Source organism: Photobacterium sanguinicancri (assembly GCF_002265265.1).
GTDB lineage: Bacteria > Pseudomonadota > Gammaproteobacteria > Enterobacterales > Vibrionaceae > Photobacterium > Photobacterium sanguinicancri.
The window spans coordinates 1-19,691 of the sequence record NZ_NOIF01000082.1; the positions used below are offsets into that span (position 1 = coordinate 1).

The following is a 19,691-nucleotide window of genomic DNA, read 5'->3' on the forward strand; positions in this document are numbered from 1 at the left end:
GCTAATGGCTTGTCTAAAAAGAAGAATCTTTTCTATCTTTGATTAGAGAATAAAATAACAAGGAAAGTTATGGCTCAATGGAAGTGGGCAAGTGGGTGGCTGTGTTTTCTCAGCTTAGCTGTGTTGCTGAATGCGCCGTTATTGGCGCAAGAAGTGAATATTGAAAGTACACAAGCTCAATTTGTGGGCAGTGATGCTTGCGTTGATTGCCACACCGAGGAAGCGGCGGCGTGGCAAGGATCACACCATGATATGGCAATGCGGCACGCAGACAGTGAATCTGTATTGGGTGATTTTGATGATCGCAGTGTGATTCACCTAGGTGAGTCAAACCGATTTTTCCGAAAGGGCGATGCGTATTGGGTCAATATTCAAGGACCCGATGGAAAATGGCACGACTACAAAATCAGTTATACCTTCGGTTGGACGCCTCTCCAGCAGTACATGGTGGAGTTTGACGATGGGCGGTTGCAGCTTATCCCGTTTGCATGGGACACAAGACGTTCAGAAGACGGCGGCCAACGTTGGTTTCATCTTTACCCTGATCTAACAACCACCGATGAATTTTACTGGACCAATACGGGTCAGAATTGGAATTTCATGTGTGCCGATTGCCATTCAACCAACCTTAAAAAAAATTACGATTCAGTAAGCAATACCTACGCCACTACTTGGTCTGAAATTAATGTCGGCTGTGAGGCTTGTCATGGCCCTGCCAGTAAACATATTGCGTTAGCTCAACAAGCTCAACAAGCTAAACAGCAGGCTGGCACTCCGACTTCATCAGAACTTCATTATGGCTTTGATCGCGATCTGTCGACTGCGGTAAAGGAGTGGGTTTACCAAGAGGGGCACAGTACTCTGCAACCCAAAGAGATAGTACCTACTCAGCAACTACAGACTTGCGCCCAGTGTCATAGCCGACGCACGCAACTCAATGAAACTGCCGATCATGTCAAAGGTGCATTCCTCGATAAATATCGCCTCAGCCTGATTACCGCCGAGCTTTATTATCCTGACGGTCAGATATTTGATGAAGATTATGTGTATGGATCCTTCTTACAATCACAAATGGCAGAGAAAGGCGTGACTTGTACCAACTGTCATGATCCACACAGTGCCACATTGAAAATCCCTCAAGAAGGAGTGTGTAGCCAATGTCATATTGCATCTGAATACACGCCAGAAAAACATACCTTCCATCAGGCGAATAGCGAAGCCTCGCAATGCACCAGTTGCCACATGCCTGAAACGACTTACATGCAAGTCGATCCTCGTCGTGATCACAGCTGGCATGTACCACGCCCCGATCTCAGCCAACATATCAAGACGCCTAATGTGTGTACGTCGTGCCATCAAGATCAAACTGATCAATGGGCCGATAAACAGATCGCTAGCTGGTTCCCGAATTCTAAGTACCGTAACCAGCAACACTTTGCCGTTGCGTTTTACGCTGATGCGATTGGACACCGTGGTGCACCTGATGCACTGGCGTATTCCGCGCAAGATGCCTCGTTGAGCGACATTATTCGCGCTTCAGCTTTGGAACGAATGGCTGGCAATACAGGCAAGAATACCTTGGTGTCTTTAGCGCGCTCGGTGAAGCATGACAGCGACCTGATCAGGTTAGGGGCCATTGCTGGATCAGCCGGGTATGCGTTTGGTGATCGCTGGCAAATCCTTGAACCTTTGTTGGATGATCCCGTGTTATCTATTCGTGCTGAAACCGCTGCGGCTTTGGTGGGGAGCTATCAACAAATGAACTCGACGCAACGTGAACAGCTGCAACCACCGTTAGATGACTATATGGCGATTCAAAGTTTTAATGCTGATCGAGGATTTGGTCGTACTAATTTGGCGAATGTTTATCGTGACTTAGGGCAAACAGATAAAGCCATTCAATCCTATCAACAGGCAATTAAGATTGAGCCGTATTTTGAAAATAGCTATGCCAACCTCGCCGATCTCTACCGTGCTCAAGGTGATGAAGATAAAGCATTGACGACTTTGTTGGCAGGAATGAAAGCGCAGCCAAAATCCAGCGCCTTGCCATACAGTGCGGGTTTAGCTTTGTTACGTGCCAGCAAGCATCAACAGGCGACACAGTACCTTAAGCAGGCCGCGGAAACCGCCGAACGTAACCCGCAATATTGGTATGTATACGGTTTAGCGTTAGAGAAAACGGATGTGTTGGCTGCGAGTAAAGCACTTCATATGGCGTATCAAGTCGGAAGCAATCCGCAACATTTATATGCTGAGTGCGAAGTCTTGGCACGTAACTATGCGCAAGGTGAAATAGTTCAAAGTGATATCGCTCAAGCTGAAATAGCACAAGCGTTTGAGCAGTGTTCCAGCCAGTTAGAGGGTGTTGCACCGCCTGAAGCAATTCAACAATTACAGCGTTACATACGGGTAAAGTGATCGAATTGTCGCGCAGTCAGTATGAGTTTTATAACCAATAGTTATGGGATTTGAGGGTAGGTTGTACATAGTGAAGCATTGAGCATTCGAGGGCACGTTATGAACCACGCACAGCAAGCTATTAATCAATTAATTCAACAAACTGAAAAAAGCGTCATAGGGCAAAGCCATGTGGTTCAGGCTTTGGTGATAGGGTTACTCACCAATGGGCACGTGTTGCTGGAAGGTCTACCGGGAACAGCGAAAACGCGTTCGGTGAAATCCTTAGCAAACGCCTTGAATACGGATTTTGGTCGGATCCAATTTACCCCAGATCTCCTTCCTTCGGATGTCACTGGCACTGAGGTGTATCAAGATCTTGATGGGAAACCACAGTTACATTTCCAGCCAGGTCCTATTTTTAACAGCATAGTGCTTGCTGATGAAATTAACCGTGCGCCAGCCAAAGTGCAAGCGGCCTTGCTTGAAGCGATGGCGGAAAACACCATTACTGTCGGGGATAAAACCCATCAATTACCCGAGCTTTTCATGGTATTGGCGACCCAAAACCCAATTGAACAAGAAGGGACATATCCACTGCCAGAAGCGCAGATGGATCGCTTCATCATGAAGGTCACCGTTGATTACCCTGACGATGATGCAGAAGCCGAGATTATTCGTTTAGTGCGCAGTGAAGAAGTGGTGAATCCCGATAGCACTTCGAATAGCGCTTTGAATGGTACTTTGAATAGTGCTGTAAACGGTGGCGATAGTCTCGCTGATACCCAGACCCAAGTACGTACTATCGATCCTGCCAATATCTTAGCGGCACGCCAAGCTCTGCCAACGGTTGAAGTGTCTGACCTCATTGAGCGTTATATCGTGGGCCTTGTGATGGCGACACGAAAACCCGAGCGTTACCCTGACTCTCGTCTTGCTCGTTGGATTGATGTCGGCGCGAGTCCTCGTGCTTCAATTGCATTAGATAAATGTGCGCGCGCCAATGCATGGCTACAAGGTAAAACATACGTCGAGCCTGATGATATCCGCGCGGTTGCTGCCAATGTGCTCGGGCACAGATTTACGCTGACCTATGACGCGTTAGCCGATGGCATTACGCGCCAAGATGTGGTGAATGAGCTCCTTGATCATGTCGTTATTGGCTAAGGCGGCACTATGACTTTCAAAGATGAGGTAGATAGAAGAAAAGGTGACACTTCAAAGCACTCCTCAAATCATTCTTCGAAGCAACTCGATGAGCGAATTTACTGTGATTACTCACGCTTAGTGAGACTCCAAGCGCAGGTTGATGGGTTCAGTTTCCTTCCTCAGCGTAAAGCGGGTAGCGCGTTATCGGGTCGGCACCATTCATCGTTTCGTGGACGAGGGCTGAACTTTGAAGAGCTACGTCATTACCAACAAGGTGATGATATTCGTAACCTTGATTGGAAAGTCACGATGCGAACGGGTAAGCCTCATGTACGAAGTTATACCGAAGAGAAAGATCGTAGCGTGATCCTTTGTGTTGACCAGCGCAGCAGCATGTTTTTTTCATCGGTTAATATGATGAAATCGGTGGTCGCTGCTGAAATCGCTGCCTTAACTGCGTGGCGAGTGCTGAAAGACAGCGATCGGGTCGGTTTTGTGATCAGTCGTCACGATAACATCGAATACAGCATGCCTAAGCGTTCGCAAGCTAACGTGTTGTCTAATCTCAATCAATTAGCTCAAGCTAATCAAGCCTTGGATGTCAGTCGCCAAGATAGCCCAGATGTTGGTATGGCGGCCTTGGTGCGATTGCTTGGTCGATTAAAATGCCGCAATAACACCATTATATTTTTGAGTGATTGGTCTGGCGTCACTAGCGATGACATTCTTCATTTAAAGCACCTGCAAAAGCATAACGATGTGTTAGGCGTACTCATTGCTGACCCTTTAGAAAGTGCTTTTGTGGCTATGCATTCTGCAGACATAGCTACAGACTCCAGCACGTTTACGCCTTGGGTGGTGGGGGACGGTGATTATCAATTTAATCTTGCTAATCGCCAACAGATGGAGAAAGCCCGCCAAGGGTTAGAACAACACCATCAATTAAAAAAACAACAGCTATTACAGCTTATGGCGGTGCAACATCTCCCTATGATCGAACTTGATACCCAAGGGCTGCATCTCGAACAATTTAAACGTGCGGTGGGAGGGCGTTAATGAGCATTCACACCCCACCTAGTACCTATATTTTACGCGATATTGTTGATGTGGCTGTCCCAGAATCTGTGGCGTGGTGGCCACAAACCATAGGCTGGCAGATACTGGCCCTCGTGATCTTGATGGCTTGTTTCGTCTGGGGCTATCGTCGCATCAAAGTGTGGTGGCAAAACCGCTATCGCCGCGAAGCTTTGCAAGCATTGGCAACACTCGATCTTGGCTTACCCCGCGAAAGTGCGACATCTTTATTAACCATTCTCAAAGCCGTGTTGGTTTATCTCGAACCCCAAAATGCGGCATTATTTGGGGACGCTTTATTACAAAAACTTGATAGCTTATTGCCATCGGCAACGCCGAGCAGCGTCAAGGGTGATGCTGAGGTTAAGCCTGCACATCATGCTGATTTACAGCCTGATTTACAGCCTGATTTTCAGTCTGACTTTCAGTCAAATTTTCAGTATCAGGGGGAGCTTGGCAAAAAGTGGTTAGCGGCAAGTTTGTCGAGTCACCGTACTCTGACCGAACCCGAATTAGCGACGTTGATTGAGCATACCCGTACGTGGTTGCTGCTTCATCGTAAGCCAGAGTCAATTAGCGCAAGCAATAAAGGGGCGCAATGATGACAATATTTAGCGCATGGCTAGGGGCATCGATTGAATTCGTTCACCCCTACAGCTTCTTGTTATTGCCACTTCCTCTGTTGGTGTATTGGTTTATTCCCGCTTATCGCACCAAGAAAACGGCAATAAAAATTCCATTTTTTGACACCTTAATGGCGGTGTTGGGAGAAACACCCAACCAAGGTGCAAGCCAATTAACGCCGAGCTGGTGGCAACGAGTGAGCTTAATCATATCTTGGTTATTGGTCATCACTGCATTGGCTAAGCCAATGATTTTAGGTAAGCCTCAGGTGCGTGAGCAGTTTGGTCGTGATGTCATGGTGGTGGTGGATTTATCTGGCTCGATGGCAGAGACCGACTTTGTTGCGACTCAAGATAACCCCGAAAAGGGGATTCAAGCGGGACAACGTATCTCTCGTTTGGCTGCAGCTAAGCAAGTGTTGACGGATTTTGCTAACACGCGTCAAGGGGATCGTCTTGGTTTAATTTTGTTTGGTGACGCTGCGTTTTTACAAACCCCGTTTACTGCCGATCAGCAAGCTTGGCTGGATCTGTTACAGCAAACAGATGTTGCGATGGCAGGGCAAAGTACGCACTTGGGGGATGCGATTGGTTTGGCGATTAAAGTCTTTGATCAGGCTTATATCCAAGACCAAGACCAAGACCAAGACCAAGACCCTAGCCAACCTGAGAGAGAAAAAGTGGCGATTGTGCTGACAGATGGCAACGACACAGGCAGCTTTGTTGAGCCTATAGAAGCGGCCAAAGTGGCAGGGGCGAAAGGTGTACGCATTCACATGGTCTCCATGGGAGATCCCGCAACCGTTGGTGAGCAGGCGTTAGATATGAATACAATTAAACGTGTTGCTGCCTTGTCTGGTGGTCAATCTTTTCAAGCCTTGAATCAGTCTGAGCTGGAACAAGCCTATGCCACTATCGGTGAGCTAGAACCTGCACTTTATGAAGCGACAACCTATCGGCCTAAACAGACGATTCACCATTACTTGATCAGTGCGGTTGTGGTGATCTATTTACTGACTTTCTTCATATTGACCTTAAAACGAAGGGTGGTGACGAAACAGCGAGAGCGAGCAGCTGCAACAGTAGGAGGTAGTGATCATGACTGATTCTTTGTTTTGGCAGCAAGTGCTGACCGCTTTTCACTTTATTCGCCCTTGGTGGTTACTCGCGTTTATTCCCTTGGCAGTCACGGTTTATTGGCGCTGGCAGCTTGATGATGCATCAACATGGCAGCAGGTGTTGCCAAAGCATTTACGTGACGCGCTGACGATTGGTGAGAAAGGTTGGAAAAAACAATTTCCGCTAAAAGTGCTGACTCTGTTGATGGTGCTGGCGATTTTAGTATGTACAGGCCCGAGTTGGCAGCGTGAAGCGTCCCCTTTTGGTGAAGACAAAGCGACCATGCTGGTGGTGATGGATGCCAGCGAGTCCATGTTAGAAAAAGATGTAGCGCCAAGCCGTCTAGAGCGCGCTAAGCAAAAGGTCCGTGACCTGTTGGCGCTAAGGCAAGGCGGTAAAACAGGGTTAGTGGTGTATAGCGGTTCTGCCCATACGGCGATGCCACCCACCCAGGATAGCGATGTGTTTACACCATTTCTAGCGGCGATTGATCCGAGCATTATGCCGGAGTCTGGTAAATCTGCCGAGCAAGCCTTACCGCTTATCTCTAGCTTGTTGGGTAACGAATTAGCGGGGTCGGTTTTATTAATTACCGACGGTGCAAACCCCACCACGATCGACGCTTTTAGTGCTTATTTTGCAAATAGCCCTCACCAGTTATTAGTGCTGGCGATGGGGAACTCGGATGTGGTGAGTCATCAGCCTTTTGATTTGAAATCTTTAAACCAATTGGCAGACAGTACTGAGGGAAAATTGGTCGAGGTTTCGGTTGATGCCAGTGATGTACAAACCTTGAATCGTTATGTTGAGCGACACATGCAGCTCAATAATGAACCTGCAATGCCATGGAAAGACATGGGCTATTACGTGTTGTTTCCTATCACCTTTATTTTGCTGTTGTGGTTTCGTAAAGGGTGGCTGGTTCAATGGTGCTTGGTGGCGGCAGTGCTTTTCCCCGTGACATTTTCGGCGCCTGTGTCAGCACAAAGTGTTCACACGAAAGCGGCACCAACGGCAGAAGAAATTGCGGCAGAAACCGACACGGTCACAGTATTTGACCGTGTGTCGGCATGGTGGCTCGATATGTGGTTAACGCCAGATCAGCAAGGACAGCTTTATTTTAACCAGCAAGAGTATGTCAAAGCGGCGCAGCACTTTACTGATCCCTTACGCAAAGGCGTGGCGTATTACTATGGCGCTGAATATCAGTTGGCGCACAGTGCCTTTTTACAAGTGGGTAAGCAAAGCCCAGCAGTTGTTAGTCAGGAAGTAGGAAAGACGGGTAGCGAGGCACTTGATAACACGCGTTCTGCACAACGTGAATTAGGGTTATTCAATGCCGCGAATGCGTTGGCTCGTCAGCGAGAATATCTCGCGGCACGCGACATGTTCTTACAACTGGCGCAGCATGCGCAAACCGAACCTATTCGTCAGCAAGCGGATCATAATTACCAAGTAATTAAAGGCATTGTTGAAGAAATTAACCGCACCAGTGAAAGTCAAGCAGGCACGACCGATGGCCCTGAAGAATCGTTTGAACTTGGTGATAAGCCACAAACTGCCGAAGGGGCAGAAGAGCAAGTGAGTTCAGAAATGATGGTACGAGAGATGCTCAATGCCAATGAAATTCTCGGGAGTGATGAACTGGCCGATAAATGGCTGCGACGGGTAGAGGCTGATCCTAAATACTTTTTGCGCGCCAAATTCCAGTTACAGCGTATAGAGCAAATGGCGGCTCAGGGCAAACTTGGCTCTGCTACCTCACAAGGAGGCTCTGATGAACCCAACGAATAAGCCGAAGTGGATCTTACTCAGTCTTATCTTATTGTTTTTACAACCTGTTATGGCCGCTGAAAGTGGCATCACCCCTAAGTCTGATCGGGCTGAGATGAAAAACTTGGTGAGTGTGAATGCTTGGCTTGAAGGGGCTGATAAAAATGCCAAAGCTACTCAAAGTACAAAGCATAGTAATACCGCCAGTGATGAAAGAACACTTGATCAGAAAGAAGCAGTGTATGCGGTTAGTGAACAGATCGTCATGGTGGTTGAAGTCTCGACCCCACGTTGGTTAACCGGTGGTACACGGATAGGCAATATTGAAATCCCTAATGTCATTGTTAAGCAACGTAATCCGTTAGCGACCAATTATACCCAGCGTCGTGATGGACAAACCTGGTCTGTTCAACGCTGGGAAATTACCTTATATCCACAGGTGTCGGGACAATTTCATATTCCACCGACGAGTGTGACAGCTCAAGTTTCAGCGCCAAATGGCAAGAACATACAAGCGAATTTATCCACACCGCCATTGGCATTTAAGGCCAGTTTACCGTCTGGTTTATTAAGTGGAGACCAGGCATGGGTTGCAGCCAGTGCGTTAACCGCGACCGAGCAATGGCAAGTATCGCGTGAACAGGGCGAGCTAAAAGTCGGCGATAGCATTACGCGCAGCGTGACGCTGACAGGTACAGATACTTTATCGGTGTTGCTTCCTCCCTTGCTAGCCGCGACAGAGAATCATGAGCCGAGTGATAGTTATCATCGCTACCCGCAGCCCAATGCATTAGCCGATAGCCAGTCACGGGGAAATTATCAGTCATCACGAACAGAAGAGGTGGTGTACGTACTGCAAAAAGGAGGCGATCTATACTTTCCAAACCTGAAGTTACAGTGGTGGAACACGAAAACGCAGCAGCTTGAGACACTGACACTTGAAGGGCGTCATTTTACAGTTAAACACACCGTGGGCTCTTGGCTATCGCTTTACGGCCCTGTTTTGTTTACCGTGCTTGCTTTGCTGGTGACCAGCTATATCTTGATGCGGATGCTAGTGCGTTATTACCGTACCCGACCTACGCCACAATGGTTAGTCTTTAGCCGCGCACTAAAAACGAAAAGCTGGGCCACCGCACGCGTATTGGTATACCGAAAACTGCGAGGACAAACTCAACAGCTAGAATTGCATCAGTATCAAGCCTCATCATCGTGGCAGTCATTGAGTCAGCGGTTGCAGCAAGCCAAGCTAAGTCGTGCAGGATTTATCCGTGTGTGGTTAAAAATAAAGAAGGTGACAATAAAAGGCTGCTCTTTGCCTAAAGCGTTACCTGCATTAGAGACAATAAACACTAAAAACGAACTTTAGCTCAAACTATTGAGCAATAACACTCGCCCCGTTTCGTGGGATTTCCTACACTCGAATTACATGTATTCAACCCATTAAGCTTGCTTCATCATGCTTAATGGGTTTTGCTTTATCAGCAGGAAGAATGAAAAGTACTGAACTCAATTTAATCCCCATTTTTGTTGCTATCTTTGAAGAGCAAAATCTATCGCGCGCCGCCAAGCGGATGGATATTACTCAGCCTGCCGTCAGTAAAGCACTGAAACGCTTGCGTGAGATCTATGATGATCCGTTGTTTCATCGTAATACTTCAGGTGTTGAGCCAACCACGTTTGCCCGCGATATTTACCCCGCGATGTCTGCTGCATTTAAAAATTTTAGTTCGACCTTATCAGCTTCACGGGCATTTGATCCTAAAGTCTCAAATCGTATTTTTTCAGTTGCATGTGTCTCGGCTGCGAGTTATGAATTGATGCCGCAATTAATGAAACAGATCCACGAACAAGCGCCGCATATTTCTATTGAAGTGCACCCGTTGTTTACTGAAGATTTTGAAAGTGATTTACGGTTACAACGCTATGATCTGATCGTTGATTTAGCCCCTCGAGGCCGAACAGTATTAAAAGTAGAGCCGATTCTTTCAGAGCGCTTATTGGTGGTATGTAGTGCACAACATCCGCGTATCAAAGATTCCATCACACCTGAACAGTTTTTAAAAGAACAGCACGTAGTGGTGTCTCGTTGGCACAGTAGGAAAAGTATCTTGAACGATGAAGATATCGCAGACCTTGATAAACGAGAGATTAAGTATCGAGCACCCGGTGTAGTGGAAATGTTACCTGTGATCCACAATAGTGAGTACATAGGTATGTTGCCAGAATCGACCATTAAGGCATTTGAAAATACTTATGATGTAAAAGGCATTCCGCTGCCATTTACCGATAAGGTTTATGACTTATGTGCGATTTGGCACCCGAGCCGGACCAGTGAAAGTGCCCATAAGTGGCTGAGGAATCAAGTGAAGCAAGCGGGGAAAGTCATAAAGAAAAGTTAGCGGAGACTAGAACCTGACGATTGGTATTCTTTGCTTTAAGAGCTCCTCAAAGTAAGGAGCTCTTAGTGTGTTGGCTGAAGAGCTTAGTACACGGTGCACCATTCATTTTTCATATCAATAAGATGCCAGTTGTCGCGGGTATTGGCTTCATCCATTGCTTTGTCTAGTTGCCCAACACTGGACTTACGGTCATATTTCCATTCACGTGCTTCGTCAGTGTGGTGCACAATCATCGCCATAGAATTGGGTTGGCTGGTCGCCCATTGCATCATCGCGTGGTCACCGTCTGAGTTACCGACGGCGAGTACAGGCTTTTTACCTATAATATGCTGGATGTTTTCAGGCTTGCCACCTTTATCATCAATAGTGAGGATCTCACCCATTTTGGTAATGGTTGGTTGACCATTATTGTATGCGTATTGATATTTAAGGGCACTGCCAATGATTTGTTCTGCTGGAATATTGTACACCTCTGGTGCCCATGCTCGCATAAAGTCTACGCCACCGCCTGACACAATATACGTTTTAAAATCATTCGCTTGTAAGTAAGTGAGCATTTCACGCATTGGCTTGTAGGTAAGCTCAGTATAGGCTTTGTTGAATCGCTTATCTTTCGCTGTGGTTAGCCATTGGTCGACAGTTTGTTGGTATTCCTCAACCGCCATACCACTATGAGTGACTTTGACGATCTCAAGCAGTGCTTCTTCGCCGCCTGCAAATACGCTTTCAATGTCATTGGCTAGTACGAACTTAAACGGTGCCTGTGTTTTCCATTCTGGGTGATCTTTTGCCATTGCTTTGACTTGATCAAGCGCGAAAGCCAGTTGGAAATAATAGGGCTTTTCTGACCACAAGGTACCGTCGTTGTCAAATACCGCAATGCGGTCTGCGACAGGAACAAAGGTATCTTTTGACGTGTCTGTGGATTGTTCAACAAAGGTTACAATTGCAGCCTTACTGTCACCATCTTTCCACGATGGTAGCTGGTTAGGGTCGCAATCCATCGCCATGGTTGAGAAAGATAGGCCTGATAAGACTGCGAGGGTACAGATATGTTTTTTGTTCATATTATTATTTACCTAAATTGGAGTGTATTGATGCAATACATTGAGGTGAAACGTAAATGAGAACAGCGTGATTAATCCTCTCCCTAACCATAGACAGGTACTCTAAGACCCCATAGGTGGCATTAAACGTCGCTTCTCGAGTTTACTCGATCTTAATTAGCGTCTTTAGCCAACCTAAGCCCCATATCGGACATAATTATAGACTGACTGGCAAAGTCGCGACGGAAATTCTCTGATTCATCAGGGTCATAGGCGAAGCTACCACCACGAACAGATTTGTGGGCTAAACCTGCCTTTTCATCTTTGGCATTATTGGGATTTTCGGTAGGGCCATAACGGTAAAAGGTGTCGTCAAAGGCGTCGATAACAAATTCACCGACATTACCTGTCATGTCGTATAACCCAAGCTCGTTGGGTTGTTTCTGACCAATGGGGTGCGCTTTGTTATTTGCATTGGCCGCATACCAGGCGACGTCATCAAGGTTATTCGAACCACTATAAGTAAAACCTTGGCTCTTGTTGCCACCGATTGCTGCAAATTCCCATTCGGCTTCGGTGGGTAAACGGTAATTTTCGCCTGTGAGTTCGTTGAGTTGCTCAATAAAGAAATTGGCTTGCTGCCAACTGAGGTTATTTACTGGAATGTCGGGCGCTTTAAAGTAGCTCAGTGATGATCCCATCACAGATTCAAACAACGCTTGAGTCACTTCGAATTTTGATATGTAGAAGTTATCTACCGTAACGTCTCTTGCTGGGCTTTCTGCTTTACTGGCATTTGGCTGATTTGAGCCCATGACAAAGCTACCGCCTTCGACTCGCACCATGTTGCTATCAATTTGCTGTGCGATAGGGTGAGGTGTTGTTGACATGGTGCAGGCAAATAAGCCAGTTAGAGTAACTGCGCTTATCGCAATGGCCGCGAGAGAGTATTTAGAACCTAATGCAAACATGGATGTATCTCCAAATCGAAGCTAAGCCGAGATTACATTGAGGCCATGTTGAGCTGAGCCAAAACCTAATCAAGCGAGCATCCATTGTAGGCAATCTTCCCATTCCCATTGGTTATAAGGGGTATAACAAGCTATAGCGCAGGGCAGGTTTTATTATGGTCACTCTTAGTTTGTCGCTCGAAAGGTGAGATATGTTAGTCACTCAAGGTCCACAGTTTAACGGTAAGGCGTCCAAGCGTTTGCACGTGATGGCAAAGCCCATAGGTGCTGCTTGTAATATTGATTGCACTTACTGCTATTACTTGAGCAAACAGGATTTGCTGGAGTACAAAAAAGGCTGTTCGCCAAAAATGGATGACGACACATTAGAAACTTACATTCGACAATACATCGAAGGGCAAAACACCCCTGAAATCATCTTCTCGTGGCAAGGTGGTGAGCCGACGATGCTCGGGTTGGAATACTTTCAGAAAATAGTCGCATTCCAGAAGAAATATCAGCCAACAGGCGTGAAAATTTCAAATGATTTGCAAACTAATGGCACCTTACTTAACGATGAGTGGTGTGCGTTTTTGGCTGACAATAATTTCTTAATTGGATTAAGTATTGATGGACCCGAGCTACTGCATAACACCTATCGTACCAACAAAGCTGGGCGCGGTACGTTTAAGCAAGTGATGAAAGCGGTTGAGCTATTACACAAGTACAAGGTCAACTTTGCGACTTTAACCTGTGTGAATAACTTAACCAGCCAAAACCCACTAGAGGTTTACCGCTTTTTGCGTGATGTGGTGAAGTCGCCACAAATGCAGTTTATTCCGATTGTTGAGCAAAAAACATTTCGTACGACAGCGCCGCAAAAATGGCAGCCACAAGATCAGTTAACGCAAGGCGATGCCCGATTAAACCCGTACCACAAAGCCTCTGTAGTTGAACCTTGGTGTGTGTCTGCTGATGCATGGGGTGACTTTTTGATTGCGGTGTTTGATGAGTGGGTAACGAAGGATCTGGGTAAAGTCTTTGTTCAATACTTTGAAGCCAGTGTGGAGACTTGGATGGGTCGCAAGAACCCCTTATGCACGCTAGGTGAGATCTGCGGCAAAGGGTTGGCGATGGAGCCCAATGGCGATGTCTTTACCTGCGACCACTACGTTTACCCTGAGTATAAAGTTGGCAATATTCATCATCAGAAGCTTGATGAGATGGCGTATTCCCCTGAACAGCAAAAGTTTGGTTTTGCGAAATCCCGAACTTTGACGACGCAATGTCAGCAATGTGATTATAAATTTGCTTGTCATGGTGAGTGTCCGAAAAATCGTTTCATTCGCACCAAAGAAGGGGAGCCGGGGCTTAACTATTTATGTGCGGGGTGGCATAAATTCTTTAGCCATGCAGACAAGGCAATGGCGTATGTGTTGCGTATGACGGGGAACCCAGTCGCACATGGTAAATACAGCGATGAAGTGATGGCGCTACAAGCTAGGCGTGTGCACGCATTTCCAACCAAGTTTTAGGATCAATATGATGAAGAAACTCTTAACAGTATTGACTACGTTGGCGCTGATGACGACACCTGTGTATGCGGCGAACACATTTACTATAAACACAGATAGCGGTGCATCTAATCAAGCTGAACATAACGTATTGGTTCAGCCTGATACGACGACATTTACTGATGATGAGCATACTCAGTCATCATCAGCGCAAAATTCAGTGGATAATATTAGCCCCGAGCAAGTACAACAGTGGGTGTATACCGCGCAAGATAAACGCCAGAGTGCGCAAGTAAGAGCCAATGCTTTACGCCAGCTGGCACCATACCCGAGCCAAAACAGTCTTGTTGCCGTGGTGCGAGGTTTGCAAGATGACAGCGAGGCAGTGAGAGAAGCTGCTGTTATTGCGGCGGAACCTTACCAATTTACTAATCGCTGGCGAATGCTGGAGCCATTGTTAACCGATCCAAACCAGCAGGTCAGAGTGACAGCTACAACCAATTTAATCCGTGATTTTGGCAACATGTCACCAAAGCAACAACACACTATTGAATCTGCCTATCAAGAGCTGGTGGTATTTCTTAGCGCTCAAGCTAATGTAAAAGGCCATATACAAGAAGATATACAAGAAAGTACGTCTGAGAATGTACAGTTGAATCTAAAGTCAGCTTTGTTATTAGCTGATGTTTACCGCTGGCATCAAGAGTGGGATCAAGCGCAGTCGCTGTATGAGACCTTGATCAAAGCCAATCCCAAAAATGCTCAGGTTTGGTTGAGTGTAGCTGATAATTTACGCGCCCAAGGTAAAGATGAGCAAGCTCTTGTGGCGTTGGATAAAGCGATTGTTCTTCAGCCAAATGAGTCCAACTTGTATTACTCACAAGCACTAACCTTAGTACGCTTAGAGCAGAAAGCTAAAGCGGCGAATGCGATCGAAATTGCCGCGAATATGGCACAAACTAATAGCTATTTTTGGTATTTAAATGGTGTGTTACAAGAGCCATTAGATATAGATAAGTCGGTGAAATCATTTGAACAAGCTTACTTGATTTCAGGTGCACCAGAGCAGCTATATGCGGTGTGCGATATTTATGTTCGCACTGCAAATGATAAGACAGAACAGTGTTTAGATGAACTAGGAAAGATTGCGCCAGATTATGTCATCGCTCAATTAAAAGCGAAGATAGGTGATGTGAAATAAGCACTTGGCTCTAATCATAGCTAATGGGGGATATTAAAATATCCCCTTTGTTTTATTTTCGGTTATTTAGTTACGTATTGCTTAAATATAGCCAGACCAATTTCCACAATAGCAGTATTACATTTGACCTTTGTTAACTCTGCTTCGGCAAGTTAAATGCAGTGATGCTAACTTTGTGGTGCCTTGCCTTTTTCACGGTTTTTATCGGAACTATTATTTATCTACAGATGAGTAACTCGAATATGAACAGTAGTAGCAGCCATTAGATTGTGGATATATTTTCTTGGCGGCATTTAAGGCGGTGCTACATGCGGTATGGTAGCCAAGAGGGTCACAGTTTTCTATACCAGGACTGTGAGTACAAGTTGCTGTATGAACTTCATGATCGCCATTATCTTGTGCATTTTTATCTACATAAAACAAACTCATAATCACCTCTGATAATTCGTATTTTAGAATATCCACAGTACGCCTATAAAATTATAGGTGACAGCCAATAATACGAATAATTAGATTTAGGTCACTTACCTTTGTTTTTTGGTGGGATCTCATGGGGAAAATATGGTCACTAACTTTTTTTCTTTGCAACGAGTGTAATGGCCGATAAATTTTTGTTGTGCTTACGGAACACTTTACGCATACCGAGAACTCGTTTTCTTGCTTTTGGCTTGGTTAATATGTTTTTTGCAATTTTAAAAAATCCCCAAAAACCTTCATCACCAATCATTCTTTTTGGCTCAAGTAGATGCATGGGAGCAATTGCCTCAAACTCTATTTCAAAGCCATTATCTTGCATCAGCTTTTTCCACTCAGATGGTGTTATTGGCTTCGCAGGGTGCTGAATAGCCTCGGTCACTTCTTTTTGGATCAAGCGCTTGTTGTCATCATTAATACCATCAGGAGTAATGCAAAGTTCATGGATAGCGTAGCGTCCACCAGCGGCTAGAATGCGCCCTGCTTCTGCAATTATTTCATTCTTACGCGTATCAGACTGCATGGTTAGCATCGCTTCACCATAAACGACAGTTGCGACTGCATTATCTAGGCCTGTATTTTGTGCATTCCCTACACGGCAAGTTTGCGACTCTCCATTAAGGTAAGCGCGCACAATAGCTGCGGCTTGCTCATTTTGCTCGATAGCTGTATACGTTTTTGGCGACTGTAATAGGCAGAGACGAGCGGTATAGCCCATTCCTGGGGCAAATTCGACGACGTTGTCGTTAGCGGTAATATTTAAACCTTTTAGCATTTTTTGCGTTAGTTCTTTACCTCCGGGGCGTAATACCTTTTTGCCCAACTGAGCCAATACCCAATGGCCGGGAGTTTTAGATATTTCACGGTTTTCATTTGGCATTAAAACTTTTTCAGACATAGCAGCTCCTAAGTAAAGAGAGTGACAGGTACAAATAAGGCGAAGAGAGCGATCAGAGTAATTAATCTGAAACCTATGCTGATGCCTTCCATCATAGCTCCTTTATTGATGCGTATTTATTGCATACTTGTCAGTAATGATTATTATTTACATCTTATCTGTTTAGCTTACATTCACTGCTTGATTATTATCAAGCTAAGGAAAACCAGTGCCTGATTCCATTATCTCGCTGTTAAACGAAGACGGGAAAAAGCAGCTTTTTTCGGAGTGTAGGCGTGTGCACTTCAATGCTGGTGATCAGCTTTTCAATCAAGGTGAAGAAGCTAAAAGTATGTATTTGGTCAGCAAGGGAAAGGTGTCTTTGTTTCGTCTTATGCCTAATGGTGACGAAAAGCTATTTAAGGTGTTTATGGCTGGGGAGTTAATTGCTGAAATGGCAATGTTTATGAATCCTAGGGTTTATCCAATGAGTGCCCGTGTTGAACAGGATACAGAGCTATTCTCTTTCGATTACGCCAATACTTTGCGTATTTTCACTTGCACCCCTGAGGTATCGGTAAGAGTAATGACCTATATGAGCAATCGTATTTACCATCTTATGGATACCGTTAATATTTTAACTCAAGTGAATGCGAACCAGAGGCTAGTGATGAGGCTAGCAGAAATATACCGACTGCAGCAAAAACAAGATAGAAGGGTGCTTATTCCTGTAACCAAGAAGCTGCTGGCAACCCAGCTAGGAATGACACCAGAGACACTTTCCCGATCAATTAAAAAGTTAAAAACAGAGGGCTTTATCAGTGAGTCAGGGAATCATATTGTCTTGCTTGATATTCCCGCTTTGTGTGAGTTTGTTGATTTAACCCCCGACATATTTAGCCTTCAATAATAAGATGAGCTAATTGGTTGTTTTTTGCTTAGGTGAGGGGGGGGGTATAAAAGAGCCGAAATGGCTCTTTTTATTATTTACATGACAGTAATAGGGCGTTGATTACTTAGCGATTAAGAATAAATTCTTCAATCACTTTGGCAACACCATCGTCGTTGTTGCTATCTGTGATGTGATCAGCAATGGCTTTAATATCGTCGGTCGCATTGGCCATAGCAACTCCTAAACCTGCGTATTCCAGCATGTGTTTATCATTACCTGCATCGCCCATGCAAATCACTTCACTCGCATCAATACCCAAGTGTTCGGCTAACATGCCAACACCTGCGCCTTTGTTACTTTTCGGGTTAAGAAACTCTAAAAAGAACGGGGCGCTTTGTACGATAGTGTACTGTTCGTGCAGCATCGAAGGTAGCTGAGCTATCGCGGCTGATAAGCGCTCTGGTTCATCAATCATCATTACTTTCATGATGTCTTCATTGTTATCCAGTTCCGCAAAATCAAGCTCAGTGATCGTTAGGCCATTAATTTCAGCTTCATGACGAGTAAAATCGTTGTTCTCTGGTGTTATTAAACCAAAACGGCGTGAAAAGGCGTGAACGTGTACACCGAGATCTCGGCTAAGGCTGGCAATATTTTTAGCATCGCTACCTTTTAGAATTTGGCTACGAATAACGGTTTGGCTGGCAACGCGTTGTACCATTGAGGCATTGTAGCTAAGTACGTAGTCATCGTCGCTGGTCATACTTAAATCAGCTAATGCTTTTGTCATGCCTTCCAATGGTCGGCCAGAAGCAAGAACGACATGTACTCCCATGCTGCGCGCTTTGGCGATAGCGTCTTGGGTTCTTGGCGAGATCTCCCCATGACTATTAAGGAGTGTGCCATCCATATCTAATGCAACCAATTTATACATGTGTGCTTTCCAACCGTGAAATTTTTGAGCTGCCATTCTAGCGGAAGTTTGTGATCAGCTCGACAGATTTATAAGCGAAATGATGGTCCATTACACAATGCATTGATGCAGATCTACTTGATCATCCATGATCAGATGTGCTTGATTTGGTAAATAATGACGAAAAGTCAATATATTGCTTTCAGCTGATTAATACGTGATATTCTTTACTGCGCACGAATACGAATAATTTTTGTAGTGTTATAGCTTAAAATGGATGTAGAGTGGAGGTGTTATGTTTGGTGTAACTGGTTGTAAAGGTGGGAAAAAGTTGTTCTGTAAACTCACGGACAACCGTTCGACTACGCTGACGAAGAAACAACAAGCCATTGAAGATCGTGAATATGAATTGTTGGTAATAGCGAAAGCGTTAGTCGTAGAAGAAGGCTTTGCTAATCTGACGATGGATAAAATCGCGGCGGCGAGTCCTTACTCTAAAGGCACGATTTATAATCATTTTACCAGTAAAGAAGACGTTATTTCTGCCTTGGGTAGCCAAGCATTACTACATGAAATCTCCCTGTTTCGTCGTGCACAAACTTATGATGGGTTAAGCAGAGAAAAAGTGGTCGCGATGCATGTAGCCTATCATCTATTTGCCCGTATAGAGCCTATCTTATCTATGTGTGTACTGACGTCACGTACGCCATGGGTCATTGAAAAAACCTCACCAGAACGCTTAGCGTATATTAACCGTTTAGAAGAAGAATTGGTTGCGATTACCGATGCGATTTTTGCTCGTGGTTTATCAAGTCATGATCTGACATTACCAGAGGGGATGACAACCGACAGTATTATTTTTGCAAACTGGTCGATGGCCTTTGGCTCGAACGCTTTAATCAATAATGCTGCAAATAGTAGCTGCGTTGCTCGTATTTTACAGTCTCAATCTATTCTAATGAACATCAACATTATGCTGGATGGTATGGGCTGGTTACCCTTGTCTTCTGAACACGACTATCAGCAAGTCTGGCAACATATTGAAGAAGATATATTTAGTGATGAAGTGGCTTATATTGCGACGCTAAAACGGTAACGCTCTGTATTTAATTACTTTTAAAGTGTCTTATTTTGTGCGTTGAGTTCACTTGTTGTTCTGCTTATCATCTTTTCCTTCGGCTTTATTCGTCTTTTCTTTGTGTATATTTTCACGCAGGTACTCACCTGATTTTACGGGTATTTAGAGAGTTTACTTACTGCGCTAGACACTTCTTCCCTTATCTA

At 45.1% G+C, this 19,691-nt stretch carries 16 protein-coding genes and 2 pseudogenes; 13 read left to right on the top strand and 5 right to left on the bottom strand.

The window, feature by feature from the left end; translation table 11 throughout:
* Positions 1-69 precede the first annotated feature (69 nt).
* From ASV53_RS13330 to ASV53_RS13365, 9 genes and pseudogenes are all read left to right on the top strand, one after another.
* The gene (locus ASV53_RS13330; protein WP_094957424.1) at positions 70-2,421 is read left to right on the top strand and encodes a tetratricopeptide repeat protein; all 2,352 of its coding nucleotides are present in this window, start codon (positions 70-72) and stop codon (positions 2,419-2,421) included.
* 99 nt (positions 2,422-2,520) lie between these two features.
* A pseudogene (locus ASV53_RS26480) lies at positions 2,521-3,102 on the top strand (AAA family ATPase); the annotation flags it as partial.
* 117 nt (positions 3,103-3,219) lie between these two features.
* Positions 3,220-3,567: pseudogene (locus tag ASV53_RS26485) on the top strand (AAA family ATPase); the annotation flags it as partial.
* 9 nt (positions 3,568-3,576) lie between these two features.
* A complete protein-coding gene (locus ASV53_RS13340) occupies positions 3,577-4,605 on the top strand; it encodes a DUF58 domain-containing protein (protein ID WP_094957426.1) in 1,029 nt (342 codons plus the stop codon).
* Entirely contained in the window at positions 4,605-5,225 is a 621-nt protein-coding gene (locus ASV53_RS13345) for a DUF4381 domain-containing protein (RefSeq protein WP_094957427.1), read from the top strand. Before ASV53_RS13340 ends, ASV53_RS13345 begins: the two co-directional genes overlap by 1 nt.
* The gene (locus tag ASV53_RS13350) at positions 5,222-6,352 is read left to right on the top strand and encodes a vWA domain-containing protein (protein WP_094957428.1); all 1,131 of its coding nucleotides are present in this window, start codon (positions 5,222-5,224) and stop codon (positions 6,350-6,352) included. Before ASV53_RS13345 ends, ASV53_RS13350 begins: the two co-directional genes overlap by 4 nt.
* The gene (locus ASV53_RS13355) at positions 6,345-8,159 is read left to right on the top strand and encodes a vWA domain-containing protein (protein WP_094957429.1); all 1,815 of its coding nucleotides are present in this window, start codon (positions 6,345-6,347) and stop codon (positions 8,157-8,159) included. Before ASV53_RS13350 ends, ASV53_RS13355 begins: the two co-directional genes overlap by 8 nt.
* Positions 8,143-9,507: a BatD family protein gene (locus ASV53_RS13360; protein WP_094957430.1), complete on the top strand. Its 1,365-nt coding sequence runs from the start codon at positions 8,143-8,145 to the stop codon at positions 9,505-9,507. Before ASV53_RS13355 ends, ASV53_RS13360 begins: the two co-directional genes overlap by 17 nt.
* A gap of 124 nt (positions 9,508-9,631) precedes the next feature.
* A complete protein-coding gene (locus tag ASV53_RS13365; RefSeq protein ID WP_062692457.1) occupies positions 9,632-10,540 on the top strand; it encodes a LysR family transcriptional regulator in 909 nt (302 codons plus the stop codon).
* An 83-nt stretch (positions 10,541-10,623) separates the two neighbouring features.
* On the opposite strand, the gene ASV53_RS13370 is transcribed toward ASV53_RS13365, so the two are convergent.
* Positions 10,624-11,607: an HAD family hydrolase gene (locus ASV53_RS13370; protein WP_094957431.1), complete on the bottom strand. Its 984-nt coding sequence runs from the start codon at positions 11,605-11,607 to the stop codon at positions 10,624-10,626.
* Between the two features lie 152 nt (positions 11,608-11,759).
* Positions 11,760-12,476 carry a formylglycine-generating enzyme family protein gene (locus ASV53_RS13375; protein WP_425415982.1) on the bottom strand — a complete coding sequence of 239 codons (717 nt, stop codon included), beginning with the start codon at positions 12,474-12,476 and terminating at the stop codon, positions 11,760-11,762.
* 272 nt (positions 12,477-12,748) lie between these two features.
* On the opposite strand from ASV53_RS13375, the gene ASV53_RS13380 reads away from it, so the two are divergent.
* The gene (locus tag ASV53_RS13380) at positions 12,749-14,071 is read left to right on the top strand and encodes an anaerobic sulfatase maturase (RefSeq protein WP_094957433.1); all 1,323 of its coding nucleotides are present in this window, start codon (positions 12,749-12,751) and stop codon (positions 14,069-14,071) included.
* Positions 14,072-14,078: 7 nt separating this feature from the next.
* Complete coding sequence (locus ASV53_RS13385; protein ID WP_094957434.1) at positions 14,079-15,251, top strand: HEAT repeat domain-containing protein; 1,173 nt, start codon at positions 14,079-14,081, stop codon at positions 15,249-15,251.
* 213 nt (positions 15,252-15,464) lie between these two features.
* On the opposite strand, the gene ASV53_RS13390 is transcribed toward ASV53_RS13385, so the two are convergent.
* Both ASV53_RS13390 and ASV53_RS13395 read right to left on the bottom strand, forming a co-directional pair.
* Positions 15,465-15,680: a hypothetical protein gene (locus ASV53_RS13390; protein ID WP_062692681.1), complete on the bottom strand. Its 216-nt coding sequence runs from the start codon at positions 15,678-15,680 to the stop codon at positions 15,465-15,467.
* Positions 15,681-15,819: 139 nt separating this feature from the next.
* The gene (locus tag ASV53_RS13395; protein WP_094957435.1) at positions 15,820-16,623 is read right to left on the bottom strand and encodes a class I SAM-dependent methyltransferase; all 804 of its coding nucleotides are present in this window, start codon (positions 16,621-16,623) and stop codon (positions 15,820-15,822) included.
* Positions 16,624-16,831: 208 nt separating this feature from the next.
* Here ASV53_RS13395 and ASV53_RS13400 point away from each other — a divergent pair, with 208 nt between their 5' ends.
* Positions 16,832-17,512 (top strand): Crp/Fnr family transcriptional regulator, encoded by a 681-nt coding sequence (locus ASV53_RS13400; protein WP_094957436.1) that lies wholly within the window; start codon positions 16,832-16,834, stop codon positions 17,510-17,512.
* Positions 17,513-17,618: 106 nt separating this feature from the next.
* On the opposite strand, the gene yidA is transcribed toward ASV53_RS13400, so the two are convergent.
* Positions 17,619-18,428: a sugar-phosphatase gene (gene yidA / locus ASV53_RS13405; protein WP_094957437.1), complete on the bottom strand. Its 810-nt coding sequence runs from the start codon at positions 18,426-18,428 to the stop codon at positions 17,619-17,621.
* A 274-nt stretch (positions 18,429-18,702) separates the two neighbouring features.
* Here yidA and ASV53_RS13410 point away from each other — a divergent pair, with 274 nt between their 5' ends.
* Complete coding sequence (locus tag ASV53_RS13410; protein ID WP_062692462.1) at positions 18,703-19,503, top strand: TetR/AcrR family transcriptional regulator; 801 nt, start codon at positions 18,703-18,705, stop codon at positions 19,501-19,503.
* Positions 19,504-19,691 lie beyond the last annotated feature (188 nt).